At 59.0% G+C, this 22,331-nt stretch carries 20 protein-coding genes; 5 read left to right on the top strand and 15 right to left on the bottom strand.

The window, feature by feature from the left end; genetic code table 11:
* The 12 genes from ACZ1G7_RS08645 to ACZ1G7_RS08590 form a co-directional block, all read right to left on the bottom strand.
* Complete coding sequence (locus ACZ1G7_RS08645; RefSeq protein WP_472663412.1) at window positions 1-837, bottom strand: amino acid ABC transporter permease; 837 nt, start codon at window positions 835-837, stop codon at window positions 1-3.
* Complete coding sequence (locus tag ACZ1G7_RS08640; RefSeq protein ID WP_472663411.1) at window positions 834-1,580, bottom strand: amino acid ABC transporter permease; 747 nt, start codon at window positions 1,578-1,580, stop codon at window positions 834-836. The genes ACZ1G7_RS08645 and ACZ1G7_RS08640 overlap by 4 nt, the downstream gene beginning before the upstream one ends.
* Before the next feature lie 63 nt (window positions 1,581-1,643).
* Entirely contained in the window at window positions 1,644-2,441 is a 798-nt protein-coding gene (locus ACZ1G7_RS08635) for a transporter substrate-binding domain-containing protein (RefSeq protein ID WP_472663410.1), read from the bottom strand.
* Window positions 2,442-2,855: 414 nt separating this feature from the next.
* On the bottom strand, window positions 2,856-5,195 hold the full coding sequence (gene gspD / locus ACZ1G7_RS08630; protein ID WP_472663409.1) for a type II secretion system secretin GspD: 2,340 nt from the start codon (window positions 5,193-5,195) through the stop codon (window positions 2,856-2,858).
* 96 nt (window positions 5,196-5,291) lie between these two features.
* Window positions 5,292-5,927, bottom strand: coding sequence for a prepilin peptidase (locus ACZ1G7_RS08625; protein ID WP_472663408.1), 636 nt, complete (start codon window positions 5,925-5,927; stop codon window positions 5,292-5,294).
* A complete protein-coding gene (locus ACZ1G7_RS08620; protein ID WP_472663407.1) occupies window positions 5,924-6,772 on the bottom strand; it encodes a type II secretion system minor pseudopilin in 849 nt (282 codons plus the stop codon). The genes ACZ1G7_RS08625 and ACZ1G7_RS08620 overlap by 4 nt, the downstream gene beginning before the upstream one ends.
* Window positions 6,757-7,410, bottom strand: a complete 654-nt coding sequence (locus tag ACZ1G7_RS08615) for a hypothetical protein (RefSeq protein ID WP_472663406.1) — start codon at window positions 7,408-7,410, stop codon at window positions 6,757-6,759. Before ACZ1G7_RS08615 ends, ACZ1G7_RS08620 begins: the two co-directional genes overlap by 16 nt.
* Window positions 7,407-7,811 (bottom strand): PulJ/GspJ family protein, encoded by a 405-nt coding sequence (locus ACZ1G7_RS08610; protein ID WP_472663405.1) that lies wholly within the window; start codon window positions 7,809-7,811, stop codon window positions 7,407-7,409. The genes ACZ1G7_RS08615 and ACZ1G7_RS08610 overlap by 4 nt, the downstream gene beginning before the upstream one ends.
* Window positions 7,808-8,161, bottom strand: coding sequence for a hypothetical protein (locus ACZ1G7_RS08605; protein WP_472663404.1), 354 nt, complete (start codon window positions 8,159-8,161; stop codon window positions 7,808-7,810). The genes ACZ1G7_RS08610 and ACZ1G7_RS08605 overlap by 4 nt, the downstream gene beginning before the upstream one ends.
* Before the next feature lie 59 nt (window positions 8,162-8,220).
* Window positions 8,221-8,586 carry a type II secretion system major pseudopilin GspG gene (gene gspG / locus ACZ1G7_RS08600; RefSeq protein WP_472663700.1) on the bottom strand — a complete coding sequence of 122 codons (366 nt, stop codon included), beginning with the start codon at window positions 8,584-8,586 and terminating at the stop codon, window positions 8,221-8,223.
* Between the two features lie 40 nt (window positions 8,587-8,626).
* The gene (locus ACZ1G7_RS08595; RefSeq protein WP_472663403.1) at window positions 8,627-9,895 is read right to left on the bottom strand and encodes a type II secretion system F family protein; all 1,269 of its coding nucleotides are present in this window, start codon (window positions 9,893-9,895) and stop codon (window positions 8,627-8,629) included.
* Window positions 9,892-11,577: a GspE/PulE family protein gene (locus ACZ1G7_RS08590; RefSeq protein WP_472663402.1), complete on the bottom strand. Its 1,686-nt coding sequence runs from the start codon at window positions 11,575-11,577 to the stop codon at window positions 9,892-9,894. Before ACZ1G7_RS08590 ends, ACZ1G7_RS08595 begins: the two co-directional genes overlap by 4 nt.
* Window positions 11,578-11,848: 271 nt before the next feature.
* On the opposite strand from ACZ1G7_RS08590, the gene ACZ1G7_RS08585 reads away from it, so the two are divergent.
* The 5 genes from ACZ1G7_RS08585 to ACZ1G7_RS08565 all read left to right on the top strand — a co-directional run bounded on the left by ACZ1G7_RS08585 (window position 11,849) and on the right by ACZ1G7_RS08565 (window position 18,007).
* Entirely contained in the window at window positions 11,849-14,560 is a 2,712-nt protein-coding gene (locus ACZ1G7_RS08585; RefSeq protein WP_472663401.1) for a DUF1800 family protein, read from the top strand.
* A 38-nt stretch (window positions 14,561-14,598) separates the two neighbouring features.
* A complete protein-coding gene (locus ACZ1G7_RS08580; RefSeq protein ID WP_472663400.1) occupies window positions 14,599-15,894 on the top strand; it encodes a DUF1501 domain-containing protein in 1,296 nt (431 codons plus the stop codon).
* 63 nt (window positions 15,895-15,957) lie between these two features.
* Entirely contained in the window at window positions 15,958-17,016 is a 1,059-nt protein-coding gene (locus ACZ1G7_RS08575) for a PilN domain-containing protein (protein ID WP_472663399.1), read from the top strand.
* Window positions 17,016-17,546: a GspMb/PilO family protein gene (locus tag ACZ1G7_RS08570; protein WP_472663398.1), complete on the top strand. Its 531-nt coding sequence runs from the start codon at window positions 17,016-17,018 to the stop codon at window positions 17,544-17,546. Before ACZ1G7_RS08575 ends, ACZ1G7_RS08570 begins: the two co-directional genes overlap by 1 nt.
* A complete protein-coding gene (locus ACZ1G7_RS08565; protein WP_472663397.1) occupies window positions 17,543-18,007 on the top strand; it encodes a hypothetical protein in 465 nt (154 codons plus the stop codon). Before ACZ1G7_RS08570 ends, ACZ1G7_RS08565 begins: the two co-directional genes overlap by 4 nt.
* 70 nt (window positions 18,008-18,077) lie before the next feature.
* On the opposite strand, the gene ACZ1G7_RS08560 is transcribed toward ACZ1G7_RS08565, so the two are convergent.
* The 3 genes from ACZ1G7_RS08560 to ACZ1G7_RS08550 all read right to left on the bottom strand — a co-directional run bounded on the left by ACZ1G7_RS08560 (window position 18,078) and on the right by ACZ1G7_RS08550 (window position 22,330).
* Window positions 18,078-20,261 (bottom strand): thiamine pyrophosphate-dependent enzyme, encoded by a 2,184-nt coding sequence (locus ACZ1G7_RS08560; RefSeq protein WP_472663396.1) that lies wholly within the window; start codon window positions 20,259-20,261, stop codon window positions 18,078-18,080.
* A gap of 136 nt (window positions 20,262-20,397) precedes the next feature.
* The gene (locus ACZ1G7_RS08555) at window positions 20,398-21,579 is read right to left on the bottom strand and encodes an ammonium transporter (protein WP_472663395.1); all 1,182 of its coding nucleotides are present in this window, start codon (window positions 21,577-21,579) and stop codon (window positions 20,398-20,400) included.
* 175 nt (window positions 21,580-21,754) lie between these two features.
* Window positions 21,755-22,330, bottom strand: a complete 576-nt coding sequence (locus ACZ1G7_RS08550) for a TetR/AcrR family transcriptional regulator (protein WP_472663394.1) — start codon at window positions 22,328-22,330, stop codon at window positions 21,755-21,757.
* Between the last annotated feature and the right edge of the window lies 1 nt (window position 22,331).

The following is a 22,331-nucleotide window of genomic DNA, read 5'->3' as shown; positions in this document are numbered from 1 at the left end:
TCAGGTTATGACGGCGTATTTCTTTTCCAACCACACGGTGAATTTCGCGATTGGATAGCAGTAGATGAAGAACAACAGCAGGACGAAGCCGTAAAACGGAGCAAGGAGATCAGGCCGCCCGCCTTCCGAGGCCAATGCTTGCCCGGTCAACGTCATAACCTCGTTGACGCCCACGATTGACGCAAGGACAGTCGCCATTGTCAGAATGGAATAGAGGTTCATCCATGGCGGCAACATCCGCTTCACGCATTGCGGCAGAATGATTAACCAAAGCGTTTGCAGACGCGTGTAGGCAAGGCTTTCAGCCGCTTCCCATTGGCCGCTTGGCAATGATCTGACTGCGCCGCGCACGATCTCGGACACGTTGGCCATCACCGGAAGTGAGAGACCAAGGATAGCCTTGAACCAATCCGGGAACGGAATCTTGAGGCCAAATAGGTTGATTTCGAAGGGCAAAAGGAACATCGCGAAAAACAGCAACACCAGCCATGGCGCGTTGCGGAAGAACTGGGTCACAAACCAAGACCCATGTCGCGTTGGTGCAAACAGCGATATCTGTCCCAGCCCCAAGACCGCGCCCACGACGGTTCCAAGTGCCATTGCGCTGACGGAGATCACCAGATTGAAGATGAACCCTTTCAGCAGCAATGGCGCCCAGTTCAGCAAAACCGCAAAAGGCGTCTGACTTTCAGGCCCAGATTGCGCGAATACCAAGCCGGGACCAATAATTGCAAGCAAGGCAATCGGCAGCATGTGCCACATCTTAAGGCCCAAGAAGGGCTCGGGTTCGGGCCGCTTCAAAGGCAACATAACGGGTAGGTCGGTTTTGTGTGTCATCCGCCATACCCCGGAATTTTCATCGCCCGTTCCCAGCGGTTCATGCCACTGACCAACACGCCGACCAACACGAAATAGGCCAGCAACAAGAAGACCATCATTTCGGTCACATTCACATTGTCCGACCAGATTTGGTTGGCCTCATAGAGCATTTCAGGAACCGCGATCGCGTAGGCCAGCGTCGTGGTTTTTACCAAATTGACCAAGTTGTTGTTCAGTGCGGGCAGCACGACCCTGAACGCCAAGGGAAGCGTGATATCGCGATAGATTTGCAATTTGGAAAAACCAAGTGCCTCCGCGGCTTCAACTGTAGATTTCGGCACGGCTTCGATGCCAGAGCGGAAAATCTCGACGTTGAAGGCACCGGCAAAGAACGACAGCGAAATCGCAGCCCAAGCGAAACTGCCCAAGATCGGGGATTGCCCACCCCAGTCGTTTTCGACCCGCGGCAGCAGTGTTCCGATGGCAAAATAGAAGAAATACAGTTGCACCAAGGGTGGAGTATTCCGGAATAGCTGGATGTAGCCGTTTACGATGCGCCGGGTCCATTTGAACGATGATCCCTGAAGCCACGCACCTATGACGCCGATAATGACCGAAAAGAACAGGCAGACCAACGACAGCCAAATCGTCGTCAAGAAACCGTCGACCATCCTGTTTCGGTCATATGCATCGTAGATAAAAGGAAGGTTTATGCCCGTCTCTTGATACAGGGTACGAAACCAGTCGAATACGAACTCCATACCTGCTTCCCCTCAGAAGGCGTGGATTGAGCGGGCCCTTCAGGTACCGCTCAATCCGCTCTTTTACTTATATTTTTCGTGCATGGCTTGTGCAAACGGCGTGTTTGTGACGCCCCATTTGGTCTCAAGCTCAAGAATACGGCCCGTTTTGTGCCAATCGATAATCATGTCGCTCATCAGTTTGGCGAAGTTGTCCTCACCCAGTGCAACGGCCAACCCCCATGGGGCGTCATCAATTGTCTGAAGCGGCATTTCATAGTCGGCCCATTCCGGTTCGGCTGCCTTAGCCACGATAGCGCTGTCATCATAAACAAGCGCGGCGCAGTTCCCGCCTTGCAGCGCCGAATAAGCTTCGGCAGTGCCTTTGAACGCGACAATCTCGGCACCATAGTTTTGCGATGTTGCTTTGTTGTAGAACGCGCCTTGAATGCCACAAACTGGCTTGCCACGCAGGTCTTCCCAATCTTTCAGGCCAAGGCTTTTCAGCGCGAGGATATTCGTGCCAGACGAGTAATAGTTGGGATCAGGGATCAAGACGATTTCGCGGCGATCCGGTTTGTCAGTCATGGTGGCGATCATCAGGTCGATCTTGCCTTGCTCCAGAAATTGCATCCGGTTCGAGCTGACAACAGGCACAAATTCAATGTCGACGCCCAGCTTTGCTGCGACGTCTCGTGCCAAATCAGGTTCGATGCCAATGATCGCGCCTGAGGTGTCGAGAAAACCGTAAGGCTTGTAATCGGCCTTTGTGCCGACGATTAGCTTGCCGCGTTCTTTGATCGTGTCCAGTATGTCGGCCGAAGCGGCGGAAATGCTCAGTGCTGACACCACAAGCGTTGTAGCGAGAGTTTTTAAATTCATAAGTCCATCCCAGTTGTTTGTCGTGTTTCTCTTAGATGTTCGCGCGTCGCCGACCTTCTTTGCGGATCGATCGTCTTTTGCTTTTCTGATGGGGTGAACCTTACCAGCTTCCATTGCCCCCAACCCCTTCATCCGGTCGCTATTCGTTGAAAATGTCAATAGCGCCCTCAGTTAGAGGTTCCGCTGGGCTCTTTGATCTATCGTTTAAAGGGTTGGCTTCATCATCAACGACGTTAAGCACCGCCATGTCCAAGCGTGCCAGGGCAATCCTGCCTGACGCAGGCAGCAATGCTATTTGGTCGTGTCTGAGGGTTTGCGGCGGCACCTAGGGAGGCAACACTAGGATCGCAAACGAAAACGGCGGGCTCCAAAAGGGCCCGCCGTCGGTCTTTAAGTAGGTCAGGTGCAAGCGTGTCAGTTCGCCTTGGACTTGAAGCAGCCAGAGGCGACTGCCGCACAAATCCTGTCCGCGTTGCCTTCGCTGACTGGTCCGACTGCAACTGCTGTTAGCTCGCCCTTATTGGTAAAGCGTGGCTTCAGTTTGCCCAACAGACCCGGATGCGCTTTGGCAACCTGTGACCAGTGACCTTTGGCCCGACCCTCTGAGCTGAACGCCCCGAGATAGACAAAATGCGTACCGCCCGTCGCTGGTGCCGCTGCAAGGGTCTGGTTCGATGGCGACGCGGCAGTACGTGTCACCGCCGAAGCAGCCTTTTTCTTCGCTGCGGGAACAGGTGCACGCACCGCAGCGTCACGGCGCAGGCTTTGGTCATCGAGACGAATGTTTTGCATCCGCGTGCGCAGGCTGCGCGTTACACGTCGTGCATCCAAATTGTCGTTTACGATGCGCGGAGTAATCAGAACCAGCAATTCTGTCTGCTGCTGGCGTCCCGATTTGCGCCCGAACAGGCCTCCAAACGGTTTCTTGACAAGGCCGGGGATGCCCGCGCTGCCGCGCGATTGGCGTTGCTCAAACAATCCGCCAAGGGCAATCGTCTCACCGCTATCAACGCTGATCGAGCTCGATAGCTGACGCTGCGAAATGATCGGGTTGCCAGTGGAGGCGTCTGTCTCGCCGACGGTGCTCACCTCTTGCACGATATCTAGGATCACTGCGCCCGAGGAGTTGATCCGCGGTGTGACCTCAAAGATCACACCCGTGTCACGGAATTCGACGGTTGAGACGAACACGTTGGGGTTATTGTTGGCGTCCTGCGCCGTTTGTACCGAGATCGGAACCTGGTCACCCACCACCAAACGGGCGGATTCATTGTTCAAGATCATCAGGTTGGGGGAAGAAACGACATTCACACTGGTGATGTCTTCCAACGCGTCAATGATCACGTTCGGGTTTGCCACGTCGAACACGGCGTTAAAGCCGGGTGCCACAGCCGAAATAGCTGTGTTGGTGGTTGAACGCGATAGGCCGAACTGGTTGGCTCCTTCTTCGAAGAAATACTGCACCCCGTAGCGCAGCTCATCATTCAGGGTGACCTCAACGATTGTCGCCTCAACCGATACCTGACGCGGAGGGACGTCCAACCGGTGCAAGATGCCCAGCACGCGCTGGTATTCAGCATGCGTTGCGTGGATCAACAGGGTATTCGTGGCTTCATTGGCCACAATACGTGTGGCGTTGATGTCGCCGCCTTGCTGATCTGTGTTCACGCTGGCTTGGATTACCTGTGCCTCATCGGCCGTTGAATCGCTCTCTACGCTGACGCCCAGAATGCTGGAAAGCGTGTTGGAAATGTCCGAAGCGCGGGCATATTTCATGTCGTAGGAATAAACCTGTGCATCATTCGCGCCCTCTTTTGTCAGACGCAAGATCCATGAGGACACGCTTTGCAACGTCTCAGGCGTCTTCGCGACCGCGAGGATGGAGTTGTTCTCCGGGATCACCTCAAAAGCGACAATCGGCTCGAACTCTTCTTCCGTATCGACCAGCAGGTTAAGCCCGCTCACGATGGATTGTGCAGAACGGCCACGGATCGGGAAGATGCCGACGGAGCGGTTGGCCAACCAGTTCACATCAAAGCTGCTGACAGTGTCCTGCCATGCGCGTTGGTCAGCAGAAGTACCCGCAAGCACGACAATATTGCGTTGCGCGTCGATGCCGACGATGCCGCTGCCCGCGAAGGGCTGCAAAATCGTGGCCATTTCTTGGGCGCCAATATGTTTGAGCGGGATAACCCGGATCGAATATCCGACCGGGACTTCGCGACCCGTGCTTGCACCGATGGACAGATCCGACGACATTGGAACAAGCGCAAAGGCGTCGCCCCGTCGCACGATGGCCGCGTTGTTTTGCTTCAGCGCCAGCTCAAACACCTCAATCGCCGTGGTGCGGCTGATCGGCTGGCTGGAACGAATGTTGACGCTGCCTTGAACGGCCGGGTCGATCACGTAGTTCACGCTCAGCAGTTCGCCGAGAATGGCTGCGGCGGCGTCTTCAATCGAGACATTTACCAGGTTCAGTGACACCGTGCGCTCGTCATCAGAGTTCACAAAATCGGTCTTGCGGAACAATGGGGTGCGCCCGGGGTAGATCGTCCCGGCGCCGGCCTCTACCAGCTGACCGCTGGTGACGCGGCCTTCAAATCGCTGCGATTGTTTTCCGTCTCCAGTGCCAAGAAGGTTCTTTGCCTGCCAGCTTTGCAGCCGCATGGGGCTGTCATCTGTTGCCTTTGAAATCTCGTCACAACCGGAAAGGAACACGGCAACAGCCGCGCTAAGCACGATGTTCTTTTTCATAAGCCTGCCTCGTTTTTTTGTGCCCCGCTCTGTCGGCGAGTGTCACAAATGCCTCAAATTACCGAAATGGTTAACACAACAATGCCGCACAAGTGCCTAAAATTCCAAGAAGAATGGCGCTACCGCACATAGATGTGCTCCGAACGCCACACCCATCCGTCGGTTGCGCGCGACAGGTGATGCAAAATGTAGCACTAGGCCAAGCCCGGCGGCGGCACCCAAAAGCCAGGCAATTGAAGACGGTCCGACAAAGGCGCCAAGCGCCGCGGCAAGCCAGATATCCCCGATCCCCAAAGCCTCGATGCCACGTAGCGCCAGGTAGCTAAACCGAAGCGCAAACAATACCCCGCCACCCAGCATCGCCCCAAGGCAGGCGGTACCTAGATCGCCCGAAAGCGTCGCTGCGCCCAAGCCAAGTAGTCCCAGTGGCACGGTCCATTCCAACGGCAACCAGCGCCATGTCAAATCCAAAGCTGCCAGCATTGTCAGCAGCATCAGGAGCGCGGTCAGCACCGCCGCTTGCCCGCCCAAATTTGTACCAATGAACACCGTGGCCACCAACGCGCCTGTGGCCTGACCCAGCGCCAGTCCGGGTGCGCGTTGCTTTGCTATATCCGGGCCAAAGCCCCAGCGCAGCACCCCGCGCGCTGCCAGCAAGGACGGCCCCGCATAGAATGCAGCCATCAAAGCGAACACCGACATGAGTATATAGAGCGTGTCGGGGGTGATCATCGACCATCCTCCGCGCGCAATGACAGAATATCATAGCGCATGAGCCCGCCCCGAAACGCAAGCCCTCGCGCTGCGACGACTGCAACCATCCGCGCTTTCCCACCGGTTTCAAGCTCTGCCTCCGCCTCGATCGTGTAGACCGGGCCGGGACGTTCTGCCAGCCAGGCTGCTGCGCTTCCCAGCCGGGGCATCTGCGCGCCATTGGCCCGTCGCGCAAGAATTTCGGCAACGTCGCTTGGGCCAAGACCGGGGATTGCGGCCAGATTAGCAGCGGGCGCTGTGCGTGGATTGATTTTCGGCGTGAAGTTAAACGTGGTCAGGTAGCGGTCTGCGGCGCGCGCGGTTTGCGCGGGTAAACCAGCTGCCCGTAGCGCGTCGCCGACGCTGCGGGGCCGTTCGGCCCCTTGCAGTTGCGCAGCTTCCAAGGCCTGTGCGACGTTGACCGCGTCAAACGCATCTACCCCTTCTGCCGCACCGATGCTTTGCAAGACAGGTCCCAAAACCTCAGGCGGGGTATGATTGATGTCAATCTTACCGGTCTCGTCCTGAATGCGGTAGCTCACGCGGCCTTCGGCCATGTTCAGCACGACTGGTGTGCCGTCCTGGGGTGCGCGTAGTTGGTCGGCCGAAACACGACCGAGATCAGCAAGGGCCATATTGATTGCGCTGCGCGCCAGTTCAGCGGCGCGAATGCTTGCGACCTCGCTGCGCACTTGAAGCGCTTCCTGACGCGCGGAAGACATGAAAGCGGCGACACCCAATAGCAGTGCCAGCCCGGTCCAAAGCACGGTAATCAGCACGAACCCGCGCTGCTTCCTGCGCATATGCGTCAACGCACGGCGCATTGCGCGTCCTCCAAGGCACCTTGGCCCAATGCGGACATGCAGGTCTGCGACAGCGTTGTGAAAATGGGCACTGTGATGTGTCGTTGATCAGCGCTTTCAACGGCGACGGCGAGTGGCAATACGCCGCCATCTCCGGTCTCATAGCGCCACACGCTGCCGGTGCCGCTGCTTTGCGCGAATTGATATATGAAACGAAGCGGTGTGTCCGACCGTAGTAAGACTGAGCTAAGTGGCCTATCTGAAACCACCCGCGCATCGCGCTGCCCGTCATGGCGGGCAGCCACCAGCGTGAACCCGGTGTCGCGCGTGCCATCGACGCGAAACTCGCCGACAAAGCCATTTTCACGGCCGCCGTCGCGCACCAGCACACGTAACGTTGTGGCGGTGCCAAACAACGCCGCACCAGTCGCGCGCGGTCCTCGGTTCGAGGCGTCCCCGATCCAGCTGTGCAATATGCGGCGCGCTAGCATCCAATCGGCGGAGGCTGTTGCCTCCATCGCCGCGCGCCGGTCTGAGGCGATTTTCAATCCCCAGGATGCGCTGGTCAAAAGCGTCAGCGTCAGTGCCGCCACGGCGAGCGCCACCAGCGCGTCGACCATAGCGAAGCCGCGCGTTCTGCGTCCGCGCCGCCGTGTCATAGCGGGCCACCCGCGTAGCGCATCGCGCGCAACACCACGGGTTCGGCTTCGGGTACAGATGTGTCGGCGACCCGCACAGACACAAACAGCATCTCGCCCGGGTAAAGCGGACCCAATTGCATGTCAGGCGGCGGCGTATTTCCGATCTGCAAAGCCCAGGACAATGGCCCTATGCGGCCTTCGTCGCGCGCGCCGGGGCGCAATGCGATATCTACGCCGACGCGGTCGAGCACACTGGCGGCCAGCAGCACCTTGTCGGCCTGATCATTGGCGCGTTTCGACAAAAGGCTGCCTGTGGACAGCGACGCGTAAAACCCTGACATCACAACGCCCGCAATGCCTAGCGCGACCAATGTCTCCAGCAGGCTGAACCCGCGCGCATTTGCGCCGCGCCGCGTCATTGGACATCCACCCGACCGGTCAGCCAATCCAGCGTTACCGTTTTGCGCGCCGCGTTGCGGGTCAGCACAAGCTGCAACCCGGGCGACCCGCCTGCGGGCGTCAGTATGATCTCAGCACTTTCGGGAGAAATATCAACCTCCCGGTCAAAGGCGTGTTGCGCCCCGCCAGCGTCGATCAACCGTTCATCGGCAGATACGACAATTTCAATTGACCGGCCTGCTTCCAATGCACGCATACGGGCGTTTTGCAGCAGGAGCGCCACCTCGGCTGCCTCTGCGTTCAGGCGGCGTTGGTCCTGATTGCCAAACGCCAGAAAAGCCAGCGTACCGATCATTACGACGATAGCCATGGCAGCTAACACCTCAACCAGCGCGTAGCCCTGCGCTATATGAGACCGCCGCCGTACCATTAACCCGCAATGTCAGAATTTTGGCCGTCACCGCCGGGTTGGCCATCCGCGCCAAGCGAGATCACCTGCACGCCTGTGCCGTCATTGCGGTAAATGAAACTGCCACCCCAGGCGTCGACCGGCAATTTCCCGTCGCGCAAATAGGGCCCGTTCCAACCCGGCACACCGTTGCCCGCGACCAAGGCTGTCAGGCCCATGTCCTGCGTTGGTAGCCGTCCTGTGTCGATCTGGTAGATATCCAATGCGGCGCGCAGCTGGTTGATCTGCGCCTCGGTGGCGTTAACGCGGGATGATTGCAATTGCCGCATGGCAGCCGGACCGACCAGCCCAACGAGCAGGCCGACAATGGCCACGACCACCAGCATCTCCACCAGGGAGAAGCCTTTCGCGCGCGCCCGGCGGCGCTTAGAACGCGACTTGATTGACCGAAATGATAGCTGAGAAAAGCGCATAGAGGCTAACTCCGACAAGAAGGCCGACAATGATGATCATCGCGGGCTGAAAAAGGACGAGAAACCGCTCAAGGGCGCGGTCGGCGGCGTCGCGCATATCTGCAGCGGCGCGGGTGCACATGTCTTCAAGCGCGCCGGTTTCCTCACCGATGCGCAGCATTTCGACAGCGCTGGGGGCAAGGACCGGCGTTTTCGCGAATGCATCCGCCAAGGACGCGCCTTCTGACACGGATTGCAAAACGGATTGGAACGCGCCCCGCACTCGCCCTTTGGGGGAGGTTTCGGCGACAACGCGCAACGCCTCACTCAGGGTGACATTGCGCTGCAACAGCGCGCCCAGAATATGAAGCGCCATCATGGAGGTGTTGCGCTCGATCAGGTTGCGGGTAACGGGCAGGGCATTGGCGAGCCGGGCCAGCATCGCCCCGGCCTTGCCTTTGTGATGGAGCCAGGCCAGCACGGCTGCAGCGCATACGAAACCGCCCAGCAGGAGGGGCCAAAGCGCTGAAAGACCCTCAGAGATCGCAAAGACAGCACGTCCCAAAGGCGGCAGCGATGCCATCCGGCTTTCAACCAGCGGTACAAATTGCGGGATGATCGCGATCATGATTACGCCGACTGAAATGATCGACACAATCAGCAGCAAAGACGGATAAAGTAGCCCCGTCACGATACGTCTTGTCACCATCAAGCGCTGTTCAAGGATGCTTGCGGCGGTCGACAGGGCCACGTCAAGCTCCCCCGACTTTTCAGCGCCGCGGATCAACGCCAGTGTCGCCGTGTCCTTGATATCTGTCGCCGCTTGCAAACCATCGGCAAAAGCCCCGCCCTCGCGCACGTGGACGCGCAGTTTTTGGGCAGCTGTAGCTATGGTACTGGCTTCACCTTCCGCCATGATGCGTAACGCGCGGTCGATTGAAATGCGGGCGCCGGCCAGCTTGGCCAGCCGCGCCATGAATTCGGCTTGATTGCGGGACGACAAACGCCCATCAGCGCGCCGCTTGCCAAAAAGGGACGCGGACGCGCGCGTCTTCTTGGTGCCCGCGTCCTTCGATTCAACTGCGTTGATCTCAATCGGGAACAGGCCTTGGTCGCGTAGCTGCCGCGACGCCTCAGTTTGGGTCGCAGCGCTTAGAACACCAGTGCGGCGGCGGCCCTTGCCGTCACGTGCGCTGAACCCATAGCTGCGCATTGCGGCGACTGGGTTGCCCTGCGCACTCATGCCCAGAACTCCCCGGCGCCAAAGACCGCTGTCAGCTCTTTCAAAGTGGTCTGCCCGTTGGCGTAAAGGGCGATGCCCTCGGCGCCCATCGTGCGTTCTGGCATCTCCAACCCGCGCACCGGATCGACAATTTCAAAAACCGCGCGGCGCCCGGCGTAACCTGTTTGCCCGCAGGCGTCGCAACCCACCGCCTTGCGCACTGGCCAATGCGCTGGGTCGCCCGCTTCCGGCACCGCCGCGGAAAGCGCTTCTAAAAGCGGGCGCATTTGCGGGTTTTGCGCGGTCTCGGTAGGCGTGGCGCAGTGGTCACACAGCAGACGCACCAACCGTTGCGCGCCAGCAAGGCGCAGCACAGATGAGATCAGAAAATCGGGCACGCCCATATCGCCAAGCCGCATCACCGCTTCATGCGCGCGGTTAGTGTGCAATGTCGACAGCACAAGGTGGCCGGTCAGCGCGGCACGCACGGCCAGCTCCGCCGTCTCGCCGTCGCGGATTTCGCCGACCATCAACACATCTGGGTCATGGCGCAGCACTGACCGCAGCGCCGAGGCGAAGGTCCAGCCAAGCTCCGGCTTGACTTCCATCTGGATCAGGCCGGGGTTTTGAATCTCGACCGGGTTTTCAATCGTAATGATCTTGCGCCCGACCTTGTTGATTTCAGCCAAACCGGCATGCAGCGTCGTGGTTTTGCCGCTGCCCGTTGGCCCTGTCATCAGGATCAACCCGTTGGGTTGTTGCAACGCGCTGCGCAGACGTTTCAGAACCTGTGGCGTCAAATCCAGCTGATCTAATTTCGCGCGCGCCGCAGAGCTGTCCAACAAGCGCAAAACGATCACCTCGCCATGCACACTGGGCGCGCTTGCGACGCGGATATCAACTGTGCGCCCGGCAGTTTTTTGGCGGATGCTGCCATCTTGCGGCAGCCGTCGTTCGCTGATGTCCATCTCTGCTAGAATTTTCAGGCGGGAGACAACGCCTTCATAAAGATGTCGTTCAATGGACTGGGTTTCGACCAATGTACCATCAATGCGCAACCGAACGCGGGGGCGCGTCTCTAACATTTCGATATGAATGTCTGTCGCGCCGCTTTCGACCGCTTTGGCAAAGAGCCAGTCCAGATACCGCACCGTCGGCGCATTGTTTGCCATCTCAAGCAGCCGGTCGGTGTTGAAATCGCCTTGGATTGAACTGATCGCGACTGCGCTCTCGTCATCTGGGCTTGCCGCGTCGCCCTCCGCGCTGCGGGCGAGGGCGTCTTCAATGTCGCGCTCTGTGGCGACGACGTAGGCGACATTTGGCCCGAACGCGATGCCCAGCGCCTGACGCACTTCGCGATCGGTTGGATCTGCCAATGCGATCAGCGGGGCCTCCCCGTCCAGCGACAGGATCACCATTGCGTTGCGCCGCAAATAGTCGAAAGAGAGGCGGGGATCGACGGGCAAACGGATCGGAAATTCTGACGCGTCTATCGTAGCCAGGCCAAACGCTTGCGCCGAGGCTTGCGCCCAGGCGCGCTGCGACACCAGCCCAAGCCGGTCGACGACGACGCGCAAAGCTTGCCCGCTTGAGTTCGCTACGTCTACGGCCTTGGCGAGCTGATCGGGGGTCAACAATCCCGCAGCCGTCAGCCAATCCGTCTGGACGCCTTCACTATTTGCAACGGATGTATCCCGTGCCATTTTTGTCCGCTCAAATGCACCGCTTCGCAGTGACTGCCCCGTCACAGAAAATACGAGATTCCCCTTGTTTTCGCAATGTTTTTAATAACTTGAATTGTGGCAAATTGTTTCTTTGTTGATGATTAGGAAACATTGAGTTCTTTCACGCATGATCGGCAAAGTCATGGTTAACATTGCCCTTCTTTTGCCTCTTTGACCTCCTGAATTTCGCCCAATTTCGCCACAATCAACGGTGACAAGGATTTCTATGTTTAAGGAGTGAGAGACTCTGATGCGCAATAAATTTTTGAATACCGAACTGGCGTCAGGCGCTGCTGCACTAGCCCTCGTCCTGAGTGTCACGCCCGTCTACGCGAACCCGGGCCCTGTTGGGTCAGAAGCGGTCGAAAGCCAACGGTTTATGGCCGTGGTAGAGGCGATGCAGGTCGAAGAGGTGGCCGGGATCGAGTCAGCCCCCGAGGCCGTGCTCGATGGCATTTTTCGCAAAATCACCGTTCCCACAAAAGGGGTGTATCGATTCGCGGTGCCGCCTAATTCGGGCGTTAAGCTTTATGTCGACGGCACATTGGCAATTGACACAACTGGCCCGGCGCTGAGCGACGATGCGTTGGTCAAAGCGCTGCAGGGCCTCTCTGCAGGCGACCATGTGCTGCGCATCGTGACCACTGGCGACGCAAGCGCCGTGTTGGACGCGCTGACATTCGGTGCTCTTGGGGCGGAGCCGCAAAGCCTCTCAACCGCGACTGTTGAAATCTCGCCGCAAGAAGGTGCCAAGATCGCCGCGCGGCACGCCTCACAGATGCCATCGACAGCCAAAGCCGCCGAGACGCAGTCAGAAACCGGGCCCGCCCGGCTTGGCTTGCGTGGCAGCACAGAAAAATCCGGATTCGCACTTGGCGGGTCATCGTCCAAAGCTGCCAAACGCGGCCCAGCTAAGACCGCAGGTTCGACTTCGACCGACGGCGGCGCGGCATCAGGCAATGCAATGAATGGCGGCTTTAGAAGCGCGGCACTGGCTCCGCGCACTCAAGCTGCGGCCCCTGCCGCCTCGGGTGGTGCAACGGCGGCCGGTGGCGGCATTTCTTCCGTTCCATCAGGCGGCGGAACAACCACGCCGGGCGCAACGCCAACAACACCGGTGACGCCAACTGCGACCCCAACGCCCACACCGACGCCAACCCCGATCAACCCGTCGGTGACGCCGACGCCTGAAACTGTTCAGGCCTCACCTTTGTCGCCACCCACGAATGTGGAGCTGACACAGGCGGTGCAGCTGACATCTGCCGGTAACGTCAACGGGCAGGTCCCCGCCTCGGGCTCAACGCTTTTTGGCGCGGTGATGGACAATTCCATGTTCGACATAGTGAACGTAGCGGTATCAGGCTCTAACCGTACGACCACGGTTGATGTAGGCCCAATGACCGGCCAGTTTGCCGTGCGCTTGTTTCCGGAGGATTTCGCGGCCAGCAATCAGGTCCAGGTCACACTGACCGGTGGCTCATCAGCCAGCGACGAAGTCACAGCGACGCCCGTTACCTATACGGTGACCGGAATGGCGGCGCAGGACGGCGTGTCCCAAGGCCTCAGCCGCCTAACCTTTGGCGCAACACCTGATCTCTATGCGCGTGTCCGCGCGCTCGGCTTCCAAAACTATGTTGAGGAACAGCTCAGCCCAGAGGCCATTAATGATGCGGCCTTAAACGCGATGAACCCAAACGCTATACTCACGCCCACCGAGGCGAATGGCGGCACGCTTCTGCGCAAGCTGGTCCACTACGATCTTGCCCATGCAGCATTCAGCGAGAAGCAGCTACAAAATGTGATGGGTCATTTCTGGGCAAACCACTTCCATGCGGTGACCAAGAACACCAACATGTATGCGCAGAACATTTACGACCGTCAGTTCTTCCGCGACAACGCATTCTCAACGTTCCGGGAGCTGCTGCTTTACAGCGCGCGCTCGCCTTTGATGTCGCAATATCTCGACAATGACGAAAACCGGTTCCGCGAAAACCGCGAGAACCAGGGCATCAACGAAAACTATGGCCGCGAGGTTCTGGAGCTTTCAACCGTTGGCGTCGAAGCAGGCTACACTCCTGCCGATGTCGACATGGTGTCGCGTGTTTTCTCCGGCTGGCGCTATGAGCGGACAAACCCGAATGCCGAGGGCGTCGCACAGGAATTCGTTTTTCAGTTCTTCCCAGATGACCACGATCCGCAGGACAAGTTGATCCCATTCTTGGGCACGACAATCGCAGGCCGTAGCGGTGCCGAAGGCGTGCAAGAGGGCGAAGAGCTGATCGCTATTCTCGCCAACCACCCAAGTACGCAGGCCCGGACTTGTCGCAAGCTGGTCCAACTTTTGGTCGCAGACACGCCGCCAGATGGGTTCGTGCAATCCTGCGTCGCAGCGTGGGGCACAGATGGTGATATCGAGGCGATCTTGCGCGCGATCTTGCTCAACCCAGCCTATGTCAACACGGCGCAATACCAGCGCAACAAAGCGAAAACACCGTTTGAATACGCGGTGTCCGTGATCCGTGCTTTCGGCGCGCGCCCTGATACGCCCACCGAGGATGGTTTCTGGAATCGGTTCCGCGACGCCCATGAACGCGCCGGACATAATTACGTGCGCTTCCCGGTGCCGACAGGCCTGCCCGAAGTGTCTTCGGCCTGGCTGAACTCGGCCACTATGGTCGCGGCCTACAACCAAATGACCGATGTGGTGGAAAGCCGTCAGAATTACGGGATCGACCCCATGGCGGACATTACCTCAGCCGGTCTTGAGACCGCGGAGGAGGTCGCAGCCTATCTGCTCGCGGTTGGCACCGCTGACCAGTTCAGCCTGCAAGAATATGAAAGCCTTGTCGCGGTCCTAAAGGGCGATGACGGGATTTTCGAACCTCGTGTGCAAGACGAAACCCGCGCCTTGGAAAAGGCCCTGGGCCTGATCATCGTCACGCCCAGCTTCCAGCTGCAGTAATGCGCTCACCGTATCACAGCCGTCAAAGGTAGGATCACATGCAAAACCGTAGAGACTTTCTCAAATCCCTGACTGCCGCTGCCGCAATGGTTGGCGTGGCGGGGGCCCCTAAGTTTTCCTTCGCGCAGCAGGCGGGCGGAAAAACATTCATCAAAGTGTTCATGCGCGGCGGCGCTGACGGGCTGCACCTGTTCCCGTTGGTGGGTGATCCGTTCTACTACCAGTACCGCCCTGACATTGCGGTGCCGCCACCGTCCAATGACATCAACAGCGCACTCGATTTGGGTGACACCATGCGTGGAATGAACCCCAACCTGGAACTCCTGATGGAGATCTGGGACGCGGGCAACATGATGGTGGCACCGGCGACATCCTTTGACCCCAACAACCGGTCGCATTTTGACTGCCAGCGTTGGATCGGGACCGGCGCACGCAATAACCTGATCGACGGCTACCTCAACCGCTATATGCAGAATGTGTCGGGTCCGGATCACCCGCTGCGCGGTCTCGTCGCCGGCAAGACCTCAATTTCGACCGAGATCAGGGGCGATGTAAAAGTGCCCGCGATCAATGACCGAAACGGGTTCAACCTGACCAACAATGATTTCTGTGAGGGCTCGGGGTGTGCCGACAATCAGTTGACAGAGCTGATGCGCGAAATTCATTCGCATGATGTCGACCTGACCGCCGTCGAAGGGCAGGTGCGCGACAGCCAACTGATCATGCTCGACTCCATCGCAGAAGTGCAGGCTGCTGGTACTGACTACACGCCAAGCGCTGGTGGTCTCAACTATTCGAATTCCGGTCTTGGTCGCGGCCTACGCCTCTGTGCGCAGTTGCTCAAAGCGGGCGTTCCGCTGGAAGTAGCCGCACTGGATTGGAACATCGGTTGGGACACCCATTCCAACCAGATCGCGGAAGGTGCCAACCCGTTCACGGATCAGGAAAAAGGCTATCATCGCAACATGGCGCAAGGGGCCAATGACTTTTTGACCTTCTACCGCGACATGGGCACAATGATGCAGGATATCGTGGTGCTGACCGGCTCGGAATTCGGCCGCACCAAAAAGCAAAACGGCTCGACCGGTACCGATCACGGTGAGGGTGGCGCATGGTTCGCCTTTGGCGGCCCAACCCAGCGCGCAGTTGCCGATGACGTCAGCACAATTGACGACACGGTGGTCACGCGCAACTGGCTGCCGACGGTGACCAACTACCGCAATATCGCTGGTGAGATCATGGTGCGCCATATGGGAATGTCGGAGCAGCTCGTCTCAACCGTCTTCCCAAACCACAATTTCACAAATTACCAGCTTTTTGGCGGGACTGCCTAGGTAACGCCATAGTTTGCTGTCAGGTTTACGGTTTAAGAGGATCTTAAGTGGAGCCAGTTTCGGGTGACGGAGCAAACGGGTGGTGTGATTTTTGAAAGCCGGGGCCTGTCTATCGGGCCTTGGTTTACCTATGCGCGGGCGCTTTTGGCGCAAAGCGCGTCTGGCGTCGCGTCTGATGCCGCGGTGCCAAAAGAGCGGTGCTATTTCTTCATCGAAATCGGGTCTGGTGCGCCGCGTGTGCGCGCGCTCGACGATGATGACTGGCTTGAGGTCGAGGACAGCGCTTATGCCACGCTTGCGGGCGCGGCTGAGGACGCAAAAATCGACCTGGTTCTCGCCGATGCCGCAAGCATTGATCTGGCATTTTCTGTGCCGCCCGGCTTGTTGCCCGAAGTCAGCCGCATGATCGAAGCTGAAATCGCCTACCGTTCCCCTTTTGCCGAAGGCGTCGCAACCTCTATCTGGGAAGCGCATGAAGCCGCAAATGGCGGCTGGGACGTCACCGCCACCTTGACGCTTGAGGCGCCTGTCATGGCGATCAAAGAGGGGCTGGCCAAACATGGTGGTGAGATCGCCTCGATCATCCGCGAAACGCCAAAAGGGACCCTGCGAACCGCGCCGCCTTGGACGCGCGCCGCCGTCGCCGAAAATCCGACGCTCTGGTCGATTTTGGCTGGCCTTTCACCTGTCTACAAAGCGACCCTTGCTGGCGCTGTGCTCTTTGCGCTCTCAGCGTCCGCGAATTGGGGCTATACCAGCTATCTTGATCGTGCCCTGTCGTCCCAAGCGGCCCAGGCCCAAACGGAATTGCGCAGCACTGCGGCGGCCGCGTCGCGGTTGCGCGGGCTGGATGGCGCGCTCGCGACATCGACCGAGGTTTTGGCCTTGACGGGAACGCTCAGCGATGTCCTGCCTGACGGCGTTTGGCTCGATCAAATCATCATCAAAGGCGTCGATGTCACGCTTGTCGGTTACGGCCCTTCTGCCGCCGATGTGACACGCCACCTGTCGACTGTGCCGGGTCTGACGGACATCAAATTTGCCTCGCCGGTCATTCGTGACAATTCCCAGTCCATCGAGCGGTTCCGCATTGCCGCAAACCTCACAATCGGGGGGACATAATGAGCAGTTTTCATTTCGCCAATCCGACCCTGCCCGGCAAAGTAACGCTCGCCTTCGTTGGTGCGCTTGCCGGGGCCTGCGTGCTGTTTGGCCTCATTATGGGGGCTGCCGCCAAGGACCGCGCAGGCACAATCGCGGACAAAGAACAGATCATCGCGCGCGCCGCATCCGTCAGCACCAACGTCTCGGGCGGGTTGTCCGATGAGGCGTTTTTCCCCGGCGAAACACCGCAACTGGCGCAGGTTGCGCTGCAAACCAGCCTGCAAAATCTGGCGGAAGCAAACCGCATCAATATCGACATGATCCGCGCCGATGAGATCGAACAGGTCGACGGGTTGGTGCGCCTGAACCTCGCCATCAACGGTATCGCGCCGGAAATTGAACTGGGCAGCTTCCTGCACAGTCTTGCGGCGCTGAAACCCATCGTCGTGGTCGAAGACCTGACGCTGCGCCCTGCGCGCGCCAGCCGCACCAACCCCGAACGCCGCATCACCTTTCAGGCGGCACTTTACGGGGTGCAAAAGCCATGAATGCGCGCATCAATACCCTCTTGAAGCCGGTTTTGCCGGTAATAATTTTCGGTGCGTTTCTGGCCGCGTCAGCCGCGATCTGGATGCCGCGCGGTGAGGCGGCAGTCAACGCAGCAAAACCACATACGACGCAGTTGGAAACCCGCCTCAGCGACGGTAGCGACAGGCTTGCGGATCTGGTCGAGACAACGAATGCGCGACCCGTCTTCCACGCCTCGCGCCGCCCTATTCAAGCGCCCGAGGCCCCTAAAGTGGCCGAAACTGTGCTATCGCTTCTAGGCATCATCGCGGAGGATAACGGGGACACCTTGGCTTTCGTGAAGCTCTCCTCCACCGGTGCGCTCTACCGTCTGGGCGTGGGCGAAATCGTCGATCGTTGGCGCATCGTCACCATCGGCACGGAGGAGATCACCGTCTCCAAAGACGGCAAAACACCCTACGTCCTGAGCATCGGCGGCTAGCGCAATACCAGCGCCGGACGCCAGCAATTCGCATAGCGTGCCCGCGTCATAGACTTTGCCACGCAGAACCTTAACCGTCGCTCACCAGCTTAAGTGCCGCCGCCACTATGCCGTCGACTGACGGCAGGGTCGCCGCATAGGCCGGGCCCGTTGCTATGAAGCAATCCTCTGCGGTCACGCGCGAGACGTTGTGACGACCAGCTTCGCCAAATAACGCCATCAAACCTTCAGATTGGCTACCGGTGCGGCGGCATTCATCCACGATCAGCACCGAACCGCACGCGGCCGTTTCTGCCAGCAATGCGTCCGCTGGCAGCGGCGCCAACCACCGCATGTCGATCACGCGGGTCTTCACACCCGCGGCCTCCAACTGCCTCGCGGCCTTTGTCGATAAGTACCGCCCATTGCCGTAGGTCACGATTGCCAGATCGCGACCTGTGCCGTCGACGCCGATTTCGCCCAACCCAATCCGGGTCTTCGCGTCGGGGTAGGGGGCCAGCCAGCCCTTGTCGCCCTCCTCATGCAAATCTCGCATCGGGTAGAGCGCAATCGGTTCCACAAAGATGACAACGCGCTGTTCTTCGCGCGCGAGCCGCACCGCCTCGCGCAGCATCATGACCGCGTCATCGCCGCGTGACGGGCAGGCGATGATCAATCCCGGTATGTCACGCAACACGGCAAGCGAGTTGTCATTGTGGAAATGCCCGCCAAACCCCTTCTGGTACCCAAGCCCCGCAATGCGCAGCACTATCGGGTTGGTATATTGCCCGTTAGAGAAGAAGCTCAGCGTCGCGGCCTCACCCCGCAACTGATCTTCGGCATTGTGCAAATAGGCTAGGAACTGAATTTCGGGGATCGGCACAAAGCCGTTTTGGCCCAGCCCTATCGCCAGCCCCAAAATTGCTTGCTCGTCCAGTAATGTGTCGATCACCCGGTCCGGACCAAACCTCGCCTGCAGCTTTTGCGTCGCGCCGTAAACGCCGCCTTTGCGTCCAACATCTTCGCCCGCAAGCACGATCTCGCCATGCTCAAGCATCAAATCAGTCAGCGCCCATCCAATCAGCTTTGCCATCGGCTGCGGCTCCGCCATGGCGCGTAGATCGCTGCCAAAAACCTCTGCGCGGGCCTCCGGGGCGGGCCCGTTGGTGGCTGCGCAATGGCGTGTGGGTGGGATCAGGCTTGCCGCCACATCCGCCGCTGTTTTCAGCCGGGGGCGGGTCACTACCTGTGCACCCAACTGCATGCAACGCTCTCCGGTTTGCGTATAGATCGAAAGCGCCTCGTCGGGTGTGCAGGCCCCGCTGTCGCGTAGCAGACGCACTGAGTGCAGCAGCGGGTCATTCGCCTCATCCGCTTCAATCGCTGATTTGGCGCGGTAGCTCATTTCGACGTCAGACCCAGCATGACCATAAAGCCGCACCATACGCATGTGTAAAAATGCGGGCTTGCGATGGGTGCGCACATAATCTGCCGCATCCCGGCTGACCTGCAAACTGTCCGCCAGGTCCAGCCCGTCGCAGGAAAAATATGCAAGCCCAGGCCGGTGCGCGAAGCTGGCCGCGATCCAGCCAGCGGGCGTGGGCGTCGAAATGCCGATCCCGTTATCCTCGCAAACCAACAACAACGGCATCTGCGCTGATTGAAAGCTCGCCCAACACGCCGTATTAATCGCGCCCTGCGCCGTCGAGTGGTTGGCAGAGGCATCCCCGAACGCGCACATGACAATCGCGTCCTCGGGCAGTGACGCATGTTCGGGCCGGTGCCTGCGCGCAAGGCTCACCGCATGTGCGGCGCCCACCGCCTTGGGCAAATGGCTGGCAATGGTTGAGGTTTGTGGTGGGATGTTCAGAGGCGCGGAGCCTAGAACTTTGTGTCGCCCACCTGAGATTGGGTCGTCGCTAGAGGCTGCAAAGCTCAGCAAAATGTCGCGGGCTGGGTCTTGGCCGGGTACTTGTCCTGCGCGCGCTATCTGAAATGCCGCGTCGCGGTAGTGCAGGAAGGCCATGTCGGTGACCCGTAATGCGTGGGCAACGGCGGCCATCCCCTCATGCCCGCTGGAGCCGATTGTGTAGTAGCCTTGCCCCGCCTTTTGCATGTCCCGGCTGGTCCGGTCGAGCTGGCGCGACAGGCATTGCGCGCGGTAGAGCTGCATCAAAATGTCAGGCTCGACATCGCCCGGCGCGGCACCCACCGGCAGGTCATTGGCCTGAACGCGGCGCAGAAAATTGTCATGAACGATGGCTGCGCGATCCATGCGGCCTCCCGGTGAAATGTACGCCAAATCGGCGCGGGTCGGGGCCACAATGCAGCGCGCGCGTCGGGTGGGCAAGCCACCTAACGCAGGGTCGAATTGGGCCCACGCAGGAGCCCAATTCAGGTTTTACGTCGAGCTAGCTCGACAGGTCGTAGGCGCGCTCACCGTGCGACGACAGATCAAGCCCGGTCAGCTCGTCTTCTTCGCTGACGCGCAGCGGTGTGATCGCCTTCGTGACGAAAATGATCAACGTAGTCATCACGGCTGTGAACAGACCCACAACGATCAAGCCGCCGCCTTGCTCCACAATGCCCGCATGGCCAAAGACAACCAACATCAAGATGCCGAACATCCCGCCCACGCCGTGCACTGCGAACACGTCAAGCGAGTCGTCGATTTTCAAGGCGTTCTTTACGATTCCGCAAAGTTCCTGACACAGGATGCCCGCGACGCCGCCAATGATCAGCGCTTCAACCGGGCTGACCGAACCCGACGCCGGTGTAATTGAGGCAAGCCCCGCAATCGTGCCGGTGACCAACCCCACGAGGGAGGCCTTGCCATGGCGGAACTTTTCCCAAAGCGCCCAGGTCAACGACGCCATTGCTGCCGAAATATGTGTGACCGTCAGCGCCATGGCCGCGCCGCCATCGGCCGCCAGTTGTGATCCGCCATTAAAGCCGAACCAGCCGACCCACAGCATTGCAGCACCAATCATGACCATGCCGGGGTTATGCGGTGGTTTCGATTTGTCAGTGCGTGGCCCAAGGAATGCGGCCAGGATCAGCGCGGCGATACCCGCGGTCTGGTGCACCACAATGCCCCCTGCGAAATCATTCACACCGTTCTCAAACAGCGACCATTCGGCGCCAGCCAGCAAGCCGCCGCCCCAAATCCAATGGGCAACGGGCGCGTAACACAACAGCATCCAAAGTGAGGAGAATACCAGTACGAAGCCAAACCCGATCCGCTCAACATAGGCGCCCACGATCAGCGCAGGCGTGATGATGGCAAAGGTCATCTGGAATGCGAAAAACAGCACTTCGGGAATGGTTCCTGAAACTGTGTCTGCCGTCACGCCGTTCAGGAAGCTTTTGCCAAGCCCGCCCCAATAGGCGTTTCCGTCGCCGAAGGCGATGGAATACCCCGCCGCCAGCCATAAGATGCTCATCAAACAGGCAATTGCGAAGCATTGCATAAACACGCTGAGCACGTTTTTCGCGCGCACCAGCCCGCCGTAAAACAATGCCAGTCCTGGCAATGTCATGAACAGCACAAGTGCTGTTGCCACTATGATCCAAGCGGTATCTGCCCCAACCATCGGTCCCCTCCCAAATTTCAAGTCTGACAGCGGAAAGCCCAATAAGGAGGCATTTGGAATGATATTTTTTCAGCGAAGCGCCAATTAATTGCACATATCGCAAAGAGATTAATTATTAAGCTGATATGCATCACAAAGTTCTACTTTTTGGGCAAATCAGAAATCATGAGCAGCGTCACGCGTCCAGTGCACATCGCCCCAGCAAAGACTGGGTCGCCTGATCAAAAAGCGCCACATGTTCCTCCGCCCGAGCGGCCAAATGTGCCCCTTCCAACAGCGCCAAAATGGCGCGTGCCTCAATATCGGGCGTAAACGGCCCCGCAATCGTGCCATCCGTTTCAGCGAGGCGTAAGGTGTCGGCAATCCAGCTGGCCATCATCTCCCGAAACGCTTTGATCTGGGCGCGAACCGGTTCCGATAAGCTCTCCCGGCTGGATGTAAATGACACGCATAGACACAAAGTCGTTCCGTCGCTTAGTGCGGCGCGATAGGTTCCAACAAGCGCGTTAAGGCGTCTTGCCGCCGTAGCATGGGTGGCGTCGATCTCTGCGCAATGCGCCTCAAACCGGTCGTGGTAGCGCGCCATCATTGCCTGTGACAGGTCCGCCTTGGTCGGGAAATGGTAGTGGATGGAGGCTTTGCGGATTCCAACCTCGCGCGCCAGATCAGCGTAGCTGAACCCGTCAAAACCACGCGCCCGCGCGGCGGTCTCTGCTACATCCAGCAATGCGGTTTTGGTGTCCTCACCCATG

The sequence above is a fragment of the Litoreibacter sp. JB4-2 genome, assembly GCF_055693445.1.
This window is presented reverse-complemented; position numbering and strand designations above follow the sequence as displayed.

Excerpts from the sequence above, each read along its gene's own strand:
- ACZ1G7_RS08595 (WP_472663403.1), bottom strand. The coding sequence starts at position 9,895 with ATGAGTGCGCAGGGCAACCCAGTCGCCGCAATGCGCAGCTATGGGTTC.
- ACZ1G7_RS08590 (WP_472663402.1), bottom strand. The coding sequence starts at position 11,577 with ATGGCACGGGATACATCCGTTGCAAATAGTGAAGGCGTCCAGACGGAT.
- ACZ1G7_RS08605 (WP_472663404.1), bottom strand. The coding sequence starts at position 8,161 with ATGGCTATCGTCGTAATGATCGGTACGCTGGCTTTTCTGGCGTTTGGC.
- ACZ1G7_RS08565 (WP_472663397.1), top strand. The coding sequence starts at position 17,543 with ATGAATGCGCGCATCAATACCCTCTTGAAGCCGGTTTTGCCGGTAATA.
- ACZ1G7_RS08640 (WP_472663411.1), bottom strand. The coding sequence starts at position 1,580 with ATGGAGTTCGTATTCGACTGGTTTCGTACCCTGTATCAAGAGACGGGC.
- ACZ1G7_RS08560 (WP_472663396.1), bottom strand. The coding sequence starts at position 20,261 with ATGGATCGCGCAGCCATCGTTCATGACAATTTTCTGCGCCGCGTTCAG.
- ACZ1G7_RS08635 (WP_472663410.1), bottom strand. The coding sequence starts at position 2,441 with ATGAATTTAAAAACTCTCGCTACAACGCTTGTGGTGTCAGCACTGAGC.
- ACZ1G7_RS08625 (WP_472663408.1), bottom strand. The coding sequence starts at position 5,927 with ATGATCACCCCCGACACGCTCTATATACTCATGTCGGTGTTCGCTTTG.
- ACZ1G7_RS08555 (WP_472663395.1), bottom strand. The coding sequence starts at position 21,579 with ATGGTTGGGGCAGATACCGCTTGGATCATAGTGGCAACAGCACTTGTG.
- ACZ1G7_RS08610 (WP_472663405.1), bottom strand. The coding sequence starts at position 7,811 with ATGACGCGGCGCGGCGCAAATGCGCGCGGGTTCAGCCTGCTGGAGACA.
- ACZ1G7_RS08570 (WP_472663398.1), top strand. The coding sequence starts at position 17,016 with ATGAGCAGTTTTCATTTCGCCAATCCGACCCTGCCCGGCAAAGTAACG.
- ACZ1G7_RS08585 (WP_472663401.1), top strand. The coding sequence starts at position 11,849 with ATGCGCAATAAATTTTTGAATACCGAACTGGCGTCAGGCGCTGCTGCA.
- ACZ1G7_RS08615 (WP_472663406.1), bottom strand. The coding sequence starts at position 7,410 with ATGACACGGCGGCGCGGACGCAGAACGCGCGGCTTCGCTATGGTCGAC.
- ACZ1G7_RS08620 (WP_472663407.1), bottom strand. The coding sequence starts at position 6,772 with ATGCGCCGTGCGTTGACGCATATGCGCAGGAAGCAGCGCGGGTTCGTG.
- gspD (WP_472663409.1), bottom strand. The coding sequence starts at position 5,195 with ATGAAAAAGAACATCGTGCTTAGCGCGGCTGTTGCCGTGTTCCTTTCC.
- ACZ1G7_RS08580 (WP_472663400.1), top strand. The coding sequence starts at position 14,599 with ATGCAAAACCGTAGAGACTTTCTCAAATCCCTGACTGCCGCTGCCGCA.
- ACZ1G7_RS08550 (WP_472663394.1), bottom strand. The coding sequence starts at position 22,330 with ATGGGTGAGGACACCAAAACCGCATTGCTGGATGTAGCAGAGACCGCC.
- ACZ1G7_RS08645 (WP_472663412.1), bottom strand. The coding sequence starts at position 837 with ATGACACACAAAACCGACCTACCCGTTATGTTGCCTTTGAAGCGGCCC.
- gspG (WP_472663700.1), bottom strand. The coding sequence starts at position 8,586 with ATGCTGGTGGTCGTGGCCATTGTCGGCCTGCTCGTTGGGCTGGTCGGT.